The 15,254-nt window shown below is 69.6% G+C and carries 17 protein-coding genes; 9 read left to right on the forward strand and 8 right to left on the reverse strand.

The annotated features are described in order from the left end of the window. Positions 1-21: 21 nt before the first annotated feature. Positions 22-507: a hypothetical protein gene (locus AC07OY_RS10400; protein WP_495042492.1), complete on the forward strand. Its 486-nt coding sequence runs from the start codon at positions 22-24 to the stop codon at positions 505-507. A gap of 2 nt (positions 508-509) precedes the next feature. Here the strand turns inward: AC07OY_RS10400 and AC07OY_RS10405 are convergent, their stop codons facing one another. The 3 genes from AC07OY_RS10405 to AC07OY_RS10415 are packed head-to-tail and all read right to left on the reverse strand — an operon-like array spanning position 510 to position 2,724. Next, positions 510-812, reverse strand: coding sequence for a putative quinol monooxygenase (locus tag AC07OY_RS10405; RefSeq protein WP_495042493.1), 303 nt, complete (start codon positions 810-812; stop codon positions 510-512). Positions 813-823: 11 nt separating this feature from the next. Beyond that, complete coding sequence (locus AC07OY_RS10410) at positions 824-2,194, reverse strand: amidase (RefSeq protein ID WP_495042494.1); 1,371 nt, start codon at positions 2,192-2,194, stop codon at positions 824-826. Continuing rightward, a complete protein-coding gene (locus AC07OY_RS10415; RefSeq protein WP_495042495.1) occupies positions 2,194-2,724 on the reverse strand; it encodes a peroxiredoxin in 531 nt (176 codons plus the stop codon). Before AC07OY_RS10415 ends, AC07OY_RS10410 begins: the two co-directional genes overlap by 1 nt. 130 nt (positions 2,725-2,854) lie before the next feature. On the opposite strand from AC07OY_RS10415, the gene AC07OY_RS10420 reads away from it, so the two are divergent. Continuing rightward, positions 2,855-3,244 (forward strand): hypothetical protein, encoded by a 390-nt coding sequence (locus AC07OY_RS10420; protein ID WP_495042496.1) that lies wholly within the window; start codon positions 2,855-2,857, stop codon positions 3,242-3,244. On the opposite strand, the gene AC07OY_RS10425 is transcribed toward AC07OY_RS10420, so the two are convergent. The 3 genes from AC07OY_RS10425 to bufA2 all read right to left on the reverse strand — a co-directional run bounded on the left by AC07OY_RS10425 (position 3,245) and on the right by bufA2 (position 5,355). Beyond that, positions 3,245-4,021 (reverse strand): HvfC/BufC family peptide modification chaperone, encoded by a 777-nt coding sequence (locus AC07OY_RS10425; protein WP_495042497.1) that lies wholly within the window; start codon positions 4,019-4,021, stop codon positions 3,245-3,247. After that, positions 4,018-4,839: an MNIO family bufferin maturase gene (bufB, locus tag AC07OY_RS10430; protein ID WP_495042498.1), complete on the reverse strand. Its 822-nt coding sequence runs from the start codon at positions 4,837-4,839 to the stop codon at positions 4,018-4,020. Before bufB ends, AC07OY_RS10425 begins: the two co-directional genes overlap by 4 nt. A 258-nt stretch (positions 4,840-5,097) precedes the next feature. Continuing rightward, complete coding sequence (gene bufA2 / locus AC07OY_RS10435) at positions 5,098-5,355, reverse strand: BufA2 family periplasmic bufferin-type metallophore (protein WP_495042499.1); 258 nt, start codon at positions 5,353-5,355, stop codon at positions 5,098-5,100. 226 nt (positions 5,356-5,581) lie between these two features. Here bufA2 and murQ point away from each other — a divergent pair, with 226 nt between their 5' ends. The 5 genes from murQ to AC07OY_RS10460 all read left to right on the forward strand — a co-directional run bounded on the left by murQ (position 5,582) and on the right by AC07OY_RS10460 (position 11,473). Further along, positions 5,582-6,463 carry an N-acetylmuramic acid 6-phosphate etherase gene (gene murQ / locus AC07OY_RS10440; RefSeq protein ID WP_495042500.1) on the forward strand — a complete coding sequence of 294 codons (882 nt, stop codon included), beginning with the start codon at positions 5,582-5,584 and terminating at the stop codon, positions 6,461-6,463. Next, positions 6,460-7,728 carry an MFS transporter gene (locus AC07OY_RS10445; protein WP_495042501.1) on the forward strand — a complete coding sequence of 423 codons (1,269 nt, stop codon included), beginning with the start codon at positions 6,460-6,462 and terminating at the stop codon, positions 7,726-7,728. The genes murQ and AC07OY_RS10445 overlap by 4 nt, the downstream gene beginning before the upstream one ends. Then, entirely contained in the window at positions 7,725-8,861 is a 1,137-nt protein-coding gene (locus AC07OY_RS10450; protein ID WP_495042502.1) for an acyltransferase family protein, read from the forward strand. The genes AC07OY_RS10445 and AC07OY_RS10450 overlap by 4 nt, the downstream gene beginning before the upstream one ends. 5 nt (positions 8,862-8,866) lie before the next feature. Continuing rightward, positions 8,867-10,126: a glycoside hydrolase family 10-like protein gene (locus tag AC07OY_RS10455; RefSeq protein WP_495042503.1), complete on the forward strand. Its 1,260-nt coding sequence runs from the start codon at positions 8,867-8,869 to the stop codon at positions 10,124-10,126. A 93-nt stretch (positions 10,127-10,219) separates the two neighbouring features. After that, positions 10,220-11,473: a glycerophosphodiester phosphodiesterase family protein gene (locus AC07OY_RS10460; protein ID WP_495042504.1), complete on the forward strand. Its 1,254-nt coding sequence runs from the start codon at positions 10,220-10,222 to the stop codon at positions 11,471-11,473. Positions 11,474-11,491: 18 nt separating this feature from the next. Here the strand turns inward: AC07OY_RS10460 and AC07OY_RS10465 are convergent, their stop codons facing one another. Then, positions 11,492-12,766 carry a CotH kinase family protein gene (locus AC07OY_RS10465; RefSeq protein ID WP_495042505.1) on the reverse strand — a complete coding sequence of 425 codons (1,275 nt, stop codon included), beginning with the start codon at positions 12,764-12,766 and terminating at the stop codon, positions 11,492-11,494. 359 nt (positions 12,767-13,125) lie between these two features. Between AC07OY_RS10465 and AC07OY_RS10470 the strand changes: the two genes are divergently transcribed. After that, a complete protein-coding gene (locus AC07OY_RS10470; protein WP_495042506.1) occupies positions 13,126-13,905 on the forward strand; it encodes a substrate-binding periplasmic protein in 780 nt (259 codons plus the stop codon). Here the strand turns inward: AC07OY_RS10470 and AC07OY_RS10475 are convergent. Next, positions 13,877-14,464, reverse strand: coding sequence for a flavodoxin family protein (locus AC07OY_RS10475; RefSeq protein WP_495042507.1), 588 nt, complete (start codon positions 14,462-14,464; stop codon positions 13,877-13,879). The genes AC07OY_RS10470 and AC07OY_RS10475 overlap by 29 nt on opposite strands. Before the next feature lie 140 nt (positions 14,465-14,604). On the opposite strand from AC07OY_RS10475, the gene AC07OY_RS10480 reads away from it, so the two are divergent. Continuing rightward, positions 14,605-15,243 carry a hypothetical protein gene (locus AC07OY_RS10480; RefSeq protein WP_495042508.1) on the forward strand — a complete coding sequence of 213 codons (639 nt, stop codon included), beginning with the start codon at positions 14,605-14,607 and terminating at the stop codon, positions 15,241-15,243. The last annotated feature ends 11 nt before the right edge of the window (positions 15,244-15,254 follow it).

Consider the following 15,254-nt stretch of genomic DNA (forward strand, 5'->3'; position numbering starts at 1 on the left):
AATCCACCGGGCCCGACGTCCATGAACGCCCCAAGTAACGCCCCCCTGCATGAGCAGCCCGACAGTCACGGCTTCGGCCGCGTCACGGTGGGATTCCTGGGCCGGGTCATGCACTACATCGCCCAGGGGCCGTTCGACGCGGCGCTGATGGCTGCGGCCAAGCGCGGCACCAATATCGCGGCCGAGCGCATCCCGGCGGACAAGCGCTACGTCAGCTTGATGGAGTTTCGCCAGCCGCTCGGCATGGACGATGAGGGCTTGCGAGAATTCAAGGAGACGGTGGGCGGCTTCGTAGCGCGCCAGACGGTGCCTCTGGCCACCATCCTGCTCGTCGCGCCCGGCGACGAAGACGCGCCCATGGTGCTCGACATGGAGGCCGTCTACCGGCGCAGCCGCCCCTTCCAGGTCTGCACGGATGCCCACGCCGCCTGGACGGAAGTCAACCGCGTGTTGCGTGAGGCCGGCCTGACGGAACAGCCGTTTCCCCAGAGTCTGGCGCGGGGCTGATTTCAGCCCGCCGGCTTGATTTCGGCAGCGTCAAAGATCTCCAGCCCCGGCGCCTCCGAAGTCAGCGTCGCCAGCGCCTTGCCGAACTCGCGCGAGGCCGGCACGCGGAAGTGGACCTGCAGGGCCGCCATGTCGCTCCACTTCTCGACGAAGACCAGGCGCAGCGGGTTCTCGGTGTCGCGGTGCACGGCATGCGCGATGCAGCCCGGCTCGGCGCGCGAGCGCTCGACATGCTGCTGACTGAGCTTCAGCACTTCATCGAAGTGTTCGGGGCGGGCGGTGACATGGCCGAGGACCAGGATCATGGGGAACTCCTTCAAACAGGCCAGGGGCGTTGAGCCGGCCGCAGCTGTTCCCAGGCCGCGCCCAGGGCCAGCACGCCGGCATCGTCGAAGCGGCGGCCGATGATCTGCAGGCCAATGGGCAGTCCTGCGGAGGTGTAGCCCGCATTGATGGACAACGCCGGCTGCTCGCTCATGTTGTAGGGCAGGGTGAACGCGATGTGCTCGAAGGGCCGGGCCGGATCGTGCAGGGGGCTGGCGAGATGGGCCGGGTAGGCGGGCATGGGCGACACCGGCGACAGCACGAAGTCGAAAGGCTCGCAGGCCGTGTTCGCGGCCTCGCGCAGCGCCTGCATCTGGCCGTAGCCGCGGAAGACCGTGCCGCCGTCGTAGCCGGCCGCGGGTGCCACCCATTCGAGGATATAGGGCAGGACCTTGGCGCGGCGCTCGGGCGCCAGCGCCGAGATGTCCAGCCAGGAGCGCATGCGCCAGAAACGGTCGATGCCGTCAGCCATCTCGCGCGTCTGGAAGGCGGCCAACGGCTCGACGATGGCGCCGGCATGCTCGAAGGCTTGCGCAGCAGCCGCGATGGCGGCCGCGACCTCGGGCTGCACAACCTCCCCCCAGCCGGCATCCATCAGCAGGCCGATGCGCAGGCCGCGCAGCTCCAGCGGTCGCGGTGCAACAGGCCCGGGCGGCAGCTGGGTCGGGTCACGCGCGTCGGGTTGGGCGAGGACCTTGAGCATCAGCGCCGCATCCGCAACAGTCCGCGTCAACGGCCCGGCCACGCGGCCGGCATAGCCCGGCTTGATGGGCACGCGGCCATGGCTGGGCTTGAGGCCGACGAGACCGCACCAGCCGGCCGGCAGACGGATGGAGCCGCCGATGTCGGTGCCCAGGTGCAGGGGGCCATAGCCGGCAGCCGCCGCAGAAGCGGCGCCGGCGCTGGAGCCGCCCGGCGTCATGGCCGTGTCCCAGGGGTTGCGCGCCGGCTCGTCGTAGAGGCTGGACAGGCCCGAGCTCAGCATGCCGTAGTCGGGCATGGTGGTGCGCGCCCAGCGAATGGCGCCGGCCTCGCGCAGCCGGGCGGCCGGCGGGGCCTCGAAGTCGGCCGTCGCGTCATCGGCGGTCGCCGCCGTGCCCAGGCGATAGGCCGCGCCGGGCACGGCGATGTTTTCCTTCAGCGTGACGGGAATGCCATCCAGGGCCAGCGCCGTGCCCGCACGCCAGCGCGCCTCGCTGGCGCGGGCGGCGGCCAGCGCGGCTTCGGCATCGACGGCGCAGAGGGCATGCAAATCGCCCTCGCGCTTCTCGGCCTGGGCCAGCACCGCCTGCATGGCGTCCACCGGCGACAGCTCGCCCGCACGGTAGGCCGCGAGCAGCTCCGCCGCGCCGAGGGCGGCCATCACTTCTTCAGCTGCTGAACGGCCTTCAGCATCGCGTCGATGTGGCCGTCCGGGCTCATGCTGGCGTGCACGGCGGCGACCTTGCCATCCCGGCCGATCAGGTAGGAGACGCGGTCGGCCATGGTGCCGGGCACCATCTTGAGCTCCACGTCGTAGTCCTTGATGACCTTGCCGCGCTCATCGGCGGCGACGGCGAACTTGTTGCGGCAGGCCTCGACGCTGAACTTCTTCAGCGTGTCGATGTTGTCGTTGGACATGCCGATGACGGTGGCCCCCAGGGCCTTGAACTTGTCGCTGGCCTCGGCGAACTGGTGGGCCTCGATGGTGCAGCCGCTGGTGAAGGCCTTGGGATAGAAGTACAGCACCACCGGCCCCTGCTTCAGGGCCTCGGCGAGCTTGAACTTGAAGGCTTCGCCACCGACCGCGGCATCGGTGCTGAAGTCGGGGGCCGGCGCGCCGACCTTGAGGGCCGCTTGGGCCGCGGGAATGAGCAGGGCAGCAAACAGGGCGGTGAGCAGGCGACGTGACATGGCTGGCCTCGGTGGATGAGGTTCGCAGGATAGCCAAGCCGGGCCGCCCACGCCGGCAGCCGGCTTTGTCCCTAAACCATCGGCCGCGGACTGCGTCCAAGCTGGTCGTTAGCCGGATAAGCTCGTTGCCATGAAGCTGAATCCCCTCTTCCTGTGCGGCCTGCTGGCCCTGTCGTCCTGCGGCGGCGGCGGCGACAACGGCTTCAACGAGGCTGTGGCTCGCGCCGACGCCAAGGAGGCCGAGGCCCGCGCGCTGGCGGCGGAGTCGCCCTGCAGCAGCGTGGCTCAATGCGGCAACCTGGCCTTCCCGCATCCGGGCGGCTATTGCGGCGGCACGCAGTTCAAACCCTATTCCCTCGCCTCCCCCAGCGCCGCAGCCGCCAGCGCGGCCGCCGCGGAGCAGCAGGAGCTTGCCCGCCGCGCCCGGGAACTGGCGCCGCCGTCGAACGTCGCTTGTCCGGCGATAGCGCCGACGCCGCCGGCCCTGGCCTGCCGCGCCTCCGTCTGCCAGGTGCAGTAGCTAGGCCCGCAGCAGGCCGTCCGCCAGCCAGCGCTGCAGGGCGGCGATGACGGCGGGCGCCGCCGCTTCGGGGTCGCCCAGCTCGGCCGTGGCACGCTCGCACAGCTGTGCAAAAGGTGCGCCCTCGGCCACTGCGGCCAGCAGCGCGGCCTCCAGCGGCTCCAGCGAACGCCAACGCGTTTCGCCGTCCTGGCGCCAGGCCAGCAGCGTGTGTTCGTGCGGCGCGGGCTCGGGCAGCTCGGGCTGGTCGGCGTCGGATTCCGGCTCCCATTCGCGCAGCACGCGCCAGGCGGGCTCGATGGCATGCGAAAGCAGCACACGCCGCACGCTGGGTTGCAGATGCAGCACCAGTCCGGCCCAGTCATCCGGGCTCAAGGTGGCCAGCGTCCCGGGGTCCAGCAGCGGCGCCTCGGCGGCATCGAAGGCGCCACGCAGGGCCCAGTCCATGCGCGCGAAGTCGACCAGGCTGGGGTGGGGCACGAGCTCGTCTCCGGTCTCGGCCATGAAGCCGGCCAGTTCATGGCCGAACCAGCGGATGGACGGGTGCCGGCTGGGCCGCGCAGCGAGATAGGCCTGGCCGAGGGCCTCGAAGGCCTCGTCGCCCAGGGCGCGCGCCAGCACGGTGTAGTTGTCCGTCAGCGCCTCGACGAGGCGGGCTCGGTAGGCATGGCGGTAGACCTCCAGGCCCAGGCTGGGGTCGCCGGCCAGCAGGTCGGCGGCATCGGCGCCGTCGCGGATGGCCGCGGCCAGGCGCTGCTGCAGCTGGATCACGCTCATGATTCAGCCGCCAGGCGGCGGGCCACGTTCAACTCCGCCAGCAGGCTGTCCAGCGGCGGGATGTGGTCGTCGCGCTCGATCATGGTCGGCACCGCGCCGAAGCGCTTCACGGCGTGTTGGTACAGCGCCCAGACCTCGTCGCGCACGGGATGGTCGTGGGTGTCGATGACGATGTCGCCGCGGTCCTCGTGGCCGGCCAGGTGGATCTGGCGCACGGGCTCGACGGGGATGGCATCGAGATAGGCGATGGGGTCGAAGCCGTGGTTGCGGCCCGACACATACACGTTGTTGACATCCAGCAGCAGCTGGGCGCCGGTGGCCTTGAGCAGGTGGGCGATGAAGTCCCACTCCGTCATCTCGTCGGCCGCAAAGCGCACATAGCTGGAGACGTTCTCCAGCACCAGCGGCCGACCGAGAAGGTCCTGCACCTGGGCGATGCGGCCGCCGACGTGATCCAGGGCGGCGCGCGTCAGCGGCACAGGCAATAGATCGTGGAGCTGGCTGTGGGCGTCGGCACTCCAGCAGAGGTGGTCCGACACCCAGCCCGGTTCGAGCCGATCCGCCAGGGCCTTCAGCTCATTCAGGTAGCCGAGATCCAGCGGCGCCGGCCCGGCGATGGACAGCGACACGCCGTGCATGACCAGCGGGTAGTCCGCCCGGATGCGCTCCAGATGCGCCAGCGGCGGCCCGCCGGGTACCAGGTAGTTCTCGGAAATGATCTCCAGCCAGTCGGGCTTGTGGTCGGCATCCACGCCCGCCTCGAAGGCCGCGTAATGCTCGACGCGCAAGCCGAGGCCAAAGCCTTGGATCTTGGTCATGCGTTTGCCAACAAAGAATGACGTGCGGCCGCAGGCTCGCACGCCATCAAGCGGCAGCCGTGGGACTGGCTTTAGCTCCGGCGTCACATCGCAAGCGATATGAGCCTTCACTGAAGCGCAAAGCGCTTTGCCAGGCCACCTGGTGCTGCCAAGGCCAGAGGCCTTGTCCTTCGCCAGGCACAAACAGTCCTCAGGACTGTTTGTGTCCGGGCTCAGCCCGCCTTGAGGGGGAGGCGCGTCAAGCGCCTCGGGGGTGGGTCACTTCTCGACCTTGCCGCCGGCCTTGGTGCACTCGTCGGCCGACTTCTTGCCGACCCAGCCCTGGCCCTTGCAGCCGTTCTGGCCCTTGCAGCCGCTCTTGGCGGTCTTGCACTCGGAGGTGCCCTTGCAGCTGTTCACGCCGGAGCACTTGACCATGCCGTCGGCGGCAACGGCCGTCGTCGGGATGGCGGTGGTGGCGAACAGGGCGGCAGCGGCGGCGGCAATGCCCAGGCCGTTCTTCAGGGATGCGTTCATGTGGAGTCTCCAGAAAAGGGAAAGTGTGGATGAGATCGGGTATCACCACAGGTCGGCCCCCCGAACTGCGGAACCGACTTGCCAGCGTCCGTCGGGGCACCTGCCCAACTCCTTACAACCGGCAGACGGATTCTGATTACCTGCCGTTATGGCTGCAATGGCGCGTGGCATTCGTCATGGCCCGATGCTGCAGCGTAGAGTGCGGCAGCTTGCGCTTCCCTTCCCCATGCTGAACACCGAGACCCCGAGCACCCGGCATCCCGACCTGGACACCTACGCCACGCCAGCCCTGCTGGATGCATTTGTCGACGACCAGACCGCGGCCGTCGCCGCCGTCAAGGCCGCCCTGCCCCAGCTGGCCGCCGCCGTGGACGCCGCCCTGCCCCGCATCCGCGCCGGCGGCCGCCTGCTGTATGCCGGCGCCGGCACCTCCGGCCGCCTGGGCGTGCTGGACAGCGTCGAGCTCTACCCCACCTTCTCCTGGCCGCGCGAGCGGGCCGTGGCCGTCATCGCTGGCGGCCAGGGTGCGATGTTCGTCGCCGTCGAAGGCGCCGAGGACGACCGCGCCCAGGGTGCGGCCGACCTGAAGGCGCTGAACCCCGGCCCCAACGACGTCGCCCTGCTGCTGGCCGCCTCCGGTGGCACTCCCTATGTGCTGGGCGCCATCGAGGCCGCGCGCGCGGCCGGTGCACTGACCATCGGCTTTGCCAACAACCCCGGCGCGCCCGTCACAGCCCAAGCCGATATCGGCATCGTGCTGGACACCGGCGCCGAGGTCATCTCCGGCAGCACCCGGCTCAAGGCGGGCACCTCGCAGAAGATCGCGCTGAACACCTTCTCGTCGGCCCTGATGGTCAGGCTCAACAAGGTCTACGGCAATCTGATGGTGGACCTGAAGGCCACCAACGCCAAGCTGGTCAAGCGCGCCGTCGCCCTGACCGTGCGCGCCTCGGGCGCCAGCGAGGCCGACGCCCAGGCCGCGCTCGCGCAATGCGACCACCATGTGAAGACGGCCCTGGTCATGCTCAAGCGCGGCGTCACGGCTTCCCAGGCCCAGGCCCTGCTGGAGAAGGCCGACGGCAACGTGAGCCGAGCGCTCAGCGCATGACGCGCTCGCCGTGGAGCTGGATCCCCAGCCTCTACTTCGCCCAGGGCATCCCCTATGTCGTCGTGATGACCTTGTCGGTCGTCATGTACAAGAACCTGGGCATCTCCAACACCGACATCGCCCTCTACACGAGCTGGCTCTACCTGCCCTGGGTCATCAAGCCGCTGTGGTCGCCGCTGGCCGAGCTGTTCGGCACCAAGCGCGCCTGGGTCACGGTGCTGCAGTTCTTCGTCGGCGCGGCCCTGGCCGGCGTGGCGCTGACGCTGCCGACGGACAAGGCCTTCCAGCTGTCCCTGGCCGTGTTCTGGCTGATGGCCTTCGCCTCGGCCTCGCATGACATCGCGGCCGACGGCTACTACATGCTGGCCCTGCCCCAGCACAGCCAGGCGGCCTTCGTCGGCGTGCGCTCGACCTTCTACCGCCTGGCCAATATCGGCGGCCAGGGCGGCCTGGTCTATCTGGCTGGTGAGCTGACGGAGCGCACGGGCAGCGTCGTGCAGGCCTGGACCTGGGTGATGTGGCTGCTGGGCGGCCTCTTCGTGCTGCTCGCGGTCTGGCATGCCCTGGTGCTGCCGCGGCCCGCGGCCGATGTGCGCGGCATGGGCGGCAGCGCGGCGCGCGGCCTCGTCGCCGAGTTCTTCGCCGTCTTCGCCAGCTTTTTCAGCAAGCCCGGCATCCTCGTCACGCTGGGCTTTCTGCTGCTCTACCGCTTCCCTGAAGCCCAGCTGCTCAAGCTCGCCACGCCCTTCCTGCTCGACCCGGTCGAGCAGGGCGGCCTGGGCCTGTCCACCAAGGCCGTCGGCATCGCCTACGGCACCGTCGGCCTGACGGCGCTGACGCTGGGCGGCCTGTTCGGCGGCTGGGTCATCTCCCGCATCGGCCTGAAGAAGGCGCTGTGGCCGCTCGTGCTGGCCATGCATGTGCCCAACGTCGCCTTCCTGCTGCTGGCCATGCTGCACCCCACCAGTCTGGTCATCATCAGCAGCGCCCTGGCCGTCGAGCAGTTCGGCTATGGCCTGGGCTTCACGGCCTATCTGATGTACATGATCCACGTCGCCGACGGCCCGCAGAAGACGGCCCACTACGCCATCTGCACCGGCTTCATGGCCCTGGGCATGATGATCCCCGGCATGTGGAGCGGCTGGCTGCAGGAGCACATCGGCTATGTGCCCTTCTTCGCCTGGGTGCTGGTGGCCACCGTGCCCAGCTTCGCGATGGCGGCGCTGATCAAGATCCCCGAAGGTTTCGGGAAGAAGGTCGAGTGAACCAGCGCATCCTCAGCCTGGACGCCTTCCGCGGCTTCGCGATCGCGTCCATGCTGCTGGTCAACAACCCGGGCGACTGGGGCCATGTCTACGCGCCGCTGCTGCACGCGAAGTGGCATGGCTGGACCTTCACCGACTGGGTCTTCCCCTTCTTCGTCTTCATCAGCGGCATGGCGATGACGATCAGCCTGGCGCGCCGCGCCCAGGCCGGCGCGGACAAGATCGCCCTGCTGCTCGCCACCTCGCGCCGCGCCCTCGTCATCATCGGCATCGGCTTGGCTCTCAACCTGATCCCCAGCTTCAACTTCGAGACCCTGCGCATCCCCGGCGTGCTGCAGCGCCTGGGCCTGTGCACGCTGGCGGCGGCACCCATCGTCATCTGGCACGGCAAGCGCGGCGCGGCGCTGTGGGCGGTGCTGCTGATGGCGATCTATGCGCTGGTCCAGCTCTGCCTGCCCGTGCCCGATGCCGAAGGCGTCGCCCATGTCGGCCTGCTGGAACCGGGCAAGGATGCGGGTGCCTGGCTGGACCGCCTGCTGCTCGGTGAGAGCCATCTGTGGAAGCAGGCCAGGACCTGGGACCCCGAAGGCCTGCTGTCGACGCTGCCGGCGGTGGCAACCCAGCTGCTCGGCGTGCTCGCCGGCTATGTGCTCGCCTCCCGCCGCCAGCCGGCCGAGAAGGCCATGGCCTGGGTCATCGCCGGCCTGGCCTCGCTGTGGCTGGGCCAGGTGCTGGATGCCTGGCTGATGCCCATCAACAAGTCGCTGTGGACGCCGTCCTATGTCTTCGCGATGGCCGGCTGGGCCCTGCTCGTCTTCGCCGCCTTCTACTGGCTGCTGGACGCGATGCCGCAACCGCTGGCCCGCGAGCGCTGGGCGCGGCTGCTGCATCCGCTCGTCGTCTTCGGCATGAACGCGTTGTTCCTGTTCGCGCTGTCGGGGCTGGTCGCCAAGCTGCTCTACACGATCAAGCTCGCGGACGGCAGCAGCCTCGGCCGCGCCCTGTACGCCCCCTTGCGCGACTCGGGCCTGGCGCTGAAGAACGCCTCCCTGCTGCACGCCATCTTCTTCCTGCTCGCCATGTATGCCATCGCCTGGCTCATGCATCGCAAACACTGGTTCATCAAGGTCTGAATGCCATGAAACGCCGCGACCTCCTCAGCCTCGCCAGCCTGCCCCTGCTCACGGCCTGCGCCACGCCGCCCGTGCCGCCGTCCCCCACCGAAGCAGCACTGGCGCCCGCGCCGGCGGCATCGGCCTCGGCATCCACGTCATCGCTGCCGCCCCCGCCGCGCGAGTGGCGCGCGGCCTGGATCGCCACCGTCGCCAACATCGACTGGCCCAGCAAGCCCGGCCTCAGCGCCGAGGCCCAGCAGGCCGAGATCAAGGCCCTGTGCGACACCGCCGTGCGCATCGGCCTCAACGCGCTGATCCTGCAGGTGCGCACGGCCGCCGACGCGCTGTACGAGTCCAAGCTGGAGCCCTGGAGCGAATACCTCACCGGCACCCAGGGCCAGCATCCGGGCTACGACCCGTTGGCCGTCTGGCTGGCCGAGGCGCGGCTGCGCGGCCTGGAGCTGCACGCCTGGATCAACCCCTACCGCGCGCGCCACAGCTCGGCCAAGTCGGAGCTGGCCGCGACCCACATCGGCCGCAACCGCGACTGGGTCAAGCGCTATGGCGACCAGCTCTGGATGGACCCGGGCGACCCCGCCGCCGCCGAGCAGACCCTGGCCGTCGTGCGCGACATCCTGAGCCGCTATGCCGTCGACGGCATCCACATCGACGACTACTTCTACCCCTATCCCATCACCGACCCCGCCAGCAAGCAGGAGGTCGACTTCCCGGACGACACGAGCTGGCAGCGCTACACGGCCAAGGGCGGGTCCCTGAGCCGCCACGACTGGCGGCGCTACAGCGTCAACACCCTGGTGCAGCGCATGTATGCGGTGGCCCACGAGACGCGGCCCGGCACGCGCGTCGGCATCAGCCCCTTCGGCATTCCCAAGCCCGGCGCGCGGCCGGCAGGCATCAGCGGCTTCAGCCAGTACGACAAGCTCTATGCCGATGTCGAGCTGTGGCTGCGCGAGGGCTGGATGGACTATCTCGCGCCCCAGCTCTACTGGCCGCGCGCACAGACCGCCCAGGCCTTCGAGCCTCTGCTGCAGGCCTGGCGCGCCTCCAACCCGCTGGGCCGGCCCATCCACCCGGGCCTGTTCACCAGCCGCATCAACGACACCGACAAGAGCTGGCAGCCCGACGAGGTGCTGGCCCAGATCGACATCATCCGGCGCGCCTCGCCCGGCAGCGGCCACATCCACTTCAGCATGGCGGCGCTGTCGCAGAACCGCAAGGGCATTGCGGATGCGCTGAAGGCCGGGCCCTACGCCGCGCCCTGACCCCCTAACTTCGCGACAAGGGGCCGTCTGTCATGGCGGCTTCATCGCTTCTGCCTTAGCGTGCGCGCTGCTTCATCCAGCCCAAAGCCCGCCATGCGCCACACCCTCCTCCGTCTCGCCCTGCTCTTGCTCGGCGCCGCCAGCCTGCCCGCCCTGGCCCATGACCGGGATCGCGACGGCATCGCCAGCGTGCAGCTCGGCCCGCGCCCCTTCTTCCTCGTCGACGAGATGGCCGACAGCCCGCTGAAGAAGCGGCTGCAGCATTGCGCCGCCTCGCGCGAGCACTACCGGCCGACGCTGTTCTCCATCGGCCATCGTGGCGCGGCCCTGCAGTTTCCCGAGCACACCAAGGAAAGCTACACGGCCGCCGCGCGCATGGGCGCCGGCATCGTCGAGTGCGACGTGACCTTCACCAAGGACAAGGAGCTGGTCTGCCGCCATGCGCAGAACGACCTGCACACCACGACCAACATCCTCGCCACGCCGCTGGCTGCCAAGTGCGTCAAGCCCTTCACGCCGGCCGCCTTCGATGCCGCCGGCACCCTGGTCGCGCCGGCCGCCGCCGAATGCCGCACCAGCGAGCTGACGCTGGCCGAGTTCAAGACCCTGCGCGGCAAGATGGACGCCTTCAACCCACGCGGCCGCACGGTCGCCGAGTACATGGCCGGCACGGCCAACTGGCGCACCGACCTGTATTCCGGCCCGACCAGCGGCACGCTGCTGACGCTGAAGGAAGCCATCGCGCTGTTCAAGAAGCTGGACGTGAAGATGACGCCCGAGCTGAAGTCGCCCAGCGTCGCCATGCCCTTCGACGGCTTCACGCAGGCGGCCTATGCGCAGAAGATGATCGACGAGCACCGGGCCGCCGGCGTGCCGGCGCGCGACGTCTGGCCGCAGAGCTTCGACATCAACGACGTGCTGTACTGGATCAAGCACGAGCCCGCCTTCGGCCGCCAGGCCGTCTACCTGGACGACGCCGCCGTGCCGGCCGACGTGCCGACGCTGGAGCAGCTCAAGGCCTATCGGGCCCAGGGCATCCGCATCGTCGCGCCGCCGCTGTGGGTGCTGCTGACGGCCGACACCAGCGGCAACATCCTGCCCTCGCAATACGCGCGCAATGCCAAGGCCGCCGGCCTGGACATCATCACCTGGTCGCTGGAGCGCAGCGGCATCCTGGCCGACGGCAGCAACGGCTCCTACTACCAGACCTATGACACGGCCATCACCCGCGAGGGCGACATGTTCCGCATGCTGGACGTGCTGGCCGAGCAGGTGGGCGTGCTGGGCGTGTTCTCGGATTGGCCGGCCACCACATCGTTCTACGCCAACTGCACGGGGCAGAAGTAAGCCCCTGCGGCGCCGGGCTCACTTGCTGAGTTCGGCGTCCATCCAGGCCAGGCGTTCGCGCTGCCAGCGCAGCATCTCCCTGACTTCGCCGTCATAGCTGCCCATCACGACGCGCGTGTACCAGCTCGTCCAGTCGAAGATGGGCCATCGCACGAAGTTCTTCTGCTGGCCCTTGCGCATCCAGCTGGCGCGGGCCTCGGCGTACTGGAGGATCTGCTCGAAACGCCCTTCAGCCTTCAGCGCCAGCCAGCGCGCCTTGACCTTGGCGACAAAGGCCGGGTCCTCGAACAGGCGGGCGAACCAGGGGAACTGGCGCAGATGCCAGCCCGTGGCCTTGTCCACGCCGTTGTAGCCGGCGTTGCCGAAGGCGAAGTCGAAGTCCCAGATGGGACCGAAATGCAGCTTGCCGTCGCGCTTCTTGGCCATGAAGAAGCTGGCCATCGCGCCGTCGACGTTCTTGGCGAACTCGTTGACCAGCCAGTAGTCGATGACGGAGTCGACGTCCAGGTATTTGGCATAGCCGCTGGCCGGGTCCTTGAAGCCCGCGCCGAACAGGGCGGCTTCCGCGTCGGCGAAGAACTTGTCCAGCCAGGCGCGCTGCGCCGCCCATTCGGGCTTGAACATGTCCTCGGGCTCCTTCACGCAGAAGGGCGACATGCCGCGCGTGGAATCGACGCAGTACTGCGTGTCGCGCTGGGTGTTGACGCCGTTCACGCAGAAGGGCGAGAAGGACAGCACGGACGGATCCTTGCAGAAGTCCTTGTGCATGCGGAAATCCACCTCGATGAGGTAGCCGCCGCTGATCTTGTCGGCGGCCGTGTCGGTGGCCTTGAGCTCGGGCAGGTCGACGCGGTCCTTGGCGACGCGGATGTGCTCGGTCAGCTGATACAGGCCCTGGTAGACGCCGTTCAGCGTCACCTCCACATGCTGGTCGCGCACCGTGTAGGCCGCGCCGAGGCTGCGGCTCAGCGCGAAGGCCATGTCGTTGCGCATCAGCGTCTTGTCGGCATAGTTGGCCAGCAGCACCCAATGCCTGCTGGCCGGCATGCCAGCCAGCGGCGCCGCATTCGCCAGCTTGATGCGGTAGGGCTTCTTGGGCCAGTCCCAGGTCGAGTTGCCGCGCCCGCGGATCTCCAGCGCCCCCTCGGCCGCCGCCAGGCCGGCGCCGGACAGCTTGAAGCTGCCCTTGACATAGTCCTCGCGGTTGAGGATGGGCGCCGCGTGGGTGGTGCTGATCTCCAGCTGGGCAAAGGACTCGGCCGTGCCGGTCGGGAACCAGGCGGGAACGGGCATCGGAGCGGGTGCGGGGGCTGGAACCGGAGCCGGCGCAGGGGCCGGTGTCGGGGCCGGTGTCGGGGCAGGCGCGGGACCTGGCGCCGACGCTCCGCCACCCCCACCGCCGCAACCGGCGACGAGCACACCGGCCACTGCGGCAGCCAGCCACTGCATGCTGTTGTCGTTCTTCGCCATCCCTGCCTGTCTCCGTGCAGATCCGCGGCGCCGCGCGCCGGGAGCGGCTCTCCAGGCCGCGCGGCGGCAGTTTAGGCAGCCCGGGCTCCGCCGGGGTTACGAGCGAGGTACGGCCCGGCACCCGTTGGTCACGGCGGGCCAAAGGGCTACATTGCACAAGCCGACCCGCACTCCCTTCCGGCATGCGCTCCATCGTCCGCCTCCTGTGCATCGTCCTCGCCCTGCCCGGCGCGATCGCGTCGGCCTGCGAGCTGCGCATGACCTGGAAGCATGAGCCGCCCTACCAGTACGAGGACGAGCAGCACCGCCTCTCCGGCCTGCAGATCGAGATGGCGCGCGCGGCACTGGCACGCATGGACTGCCGGCTGCTGCCGGTGGAACTGGCCTTCGCCCGTGCGATGGCCGAACTCGAGGCCGGCCGCGTCGACATCGTCCCCGGCGTGCTGCCCACGCCCGAGCGCGAGCGCTACGCCCGCTTCTCCCTGCCCGGCGTGCGCACGCGCAACCTGGTCTTCCTGCGCAGCGACGTCGAGCCCGGCCTGCGCATCGCCACGCTGGACGACTTGCGCGCATCCAGCCTGCGCGTCGGCGTCGAGCGCGGCACCGCCTACCGCTCCGAACTGAAGACCCTGCTGACGCGGCCCGGCATGGAGCGCCGGCTGGAAGAGGCGACCAGCCTGGAAGCCCTGCTGCGCATGCTGCAGATGCAGCGCATCGACGCCTTCGTGGCCGACGAGTTCTCGACGGCCTTCATGGCCCGCCAGCTCGGCCTCACGACCGCCATCAAGGCCAGCGCCCTCGTCATCGACAACGAGCCTGCGGTGTTCGCCTTCTCGCGGCGCAATGTGGCGCCCGAGCTCGTCGAGCGCTTCAACGCCGCCCTCGAAGCCCTGCGGCGCGACGGCAGCCTCAGGCGGCTGGAGCTGCAGTTCCTCAGTGCGGCGCCGGCACCGCGCCGCTGACCAGCAAGCGCGCCGCGGCGGCCATCGCGGCCTCGTCCTTCAGCACATCGCCGGGCCGGCTGCCGTCGCCCAGCACGGCGCCGCCCCAGCGCATCTTCATGTAGTCGGCGCTGAAGCGCAGGCTGTCCACCAGCGGCGCGGCCAGATGGGGCTCCTCGCCGCTGCTGGTGGCGCACAGCACCGACATCGTCTTGCCGGCCATGCGGGCCTTGAAGTCCAGGCCCGGCACGCGCAGGAAGGCACTCCAGTGGTCGAGGTAGAGCTTCAGCGGCGCCGGCAGGCTGTACCAATACAGAGGTGCGGCGACGAGCAGGTCGGTCGCCCACAGCGTGTCGTCGAGCAGGCGGGCCAGGCCGCCGGTCGGGGCCGGGTACTGGCCGCTGCCGCTGTGGCGGATGTCCTCGAAGGGCGGCAGGTCCAGCTCGGACAGGCGCTGCCAGCGCACCTCCACGTCAGCGGGCAGGCTGGCCACGGCAGCGCGGGCCATCAGCTCGGCATTGCCGTCGGCGCGGGCGCTGGCAAGGAGGACGAGGACACGGCGGGCGATCGCTTCGGTCATGGCGCACAAACGCAGCGGGGAGGGCCACATGATGTCTGCGGACGAATCCCCCTGCATCCGCGGGGCGACCCCACGACCTCGGGGTGGGCGAGCCCCTGTCCGCCGTAGCTCAATGGCGCACTGCCTTTCGGGAGAGCCTCATGCGCCGCATCCTCGCCGTCCTCGCCCTGTCGTCCGCCGCAGGCCTGGCCCAGGCCGCCACCGTGTCTGTCTACACCAACCTGGCCGCATGGCAGGCCGCCATAGCCGGGCCGGACCAGGTGCAGGACTTCTCCGGCTACGCGTCCGGCACCAACCTGGCCGGCGTGGCGGTGCTGCCCGGCGTCACGCTGAGCAGCAACCACGGGCCCGTGCAGACGCTGGCGCAGATGGCCCTCGCCTTCGGTTCGCGCACCAACGGCGATCTCTATTACGAGGCTCACTACGCGCAGCCCTTCCTGGCTGCCGCGCTGGACATCACGGCCTTCGAGTCCATCCCCGGCGTACCCAGCACGGCTGTCGACACGGGCCTGCTGTCCTTCCTGTTCAGCGACGGCACGACGCAGGACCTCGCCATCGCCGGCGGCAGCGGCGCGCCCATCTTCATCGGCATCATCTCCAGCAGCGCCATCGCGTCCTTGCGCTGGACCGAGGCCCACGAAGGCAATGGCGGCAACGAGGAGAGCGGGCTGGACAACCTGCGCGTGGCGATGCGCACGACCCATCAGATCCCGCTGCCGGGTTCGCTGCCGCTGGCCTTGCTGGCGCTGCTGGCTGTACCTCTGGTGCGCCGCCGCTGACCCGCGCCAGG

Source organism: Roseateles sp. GW821-FHT09H10, from assembly GCF_059415865.1.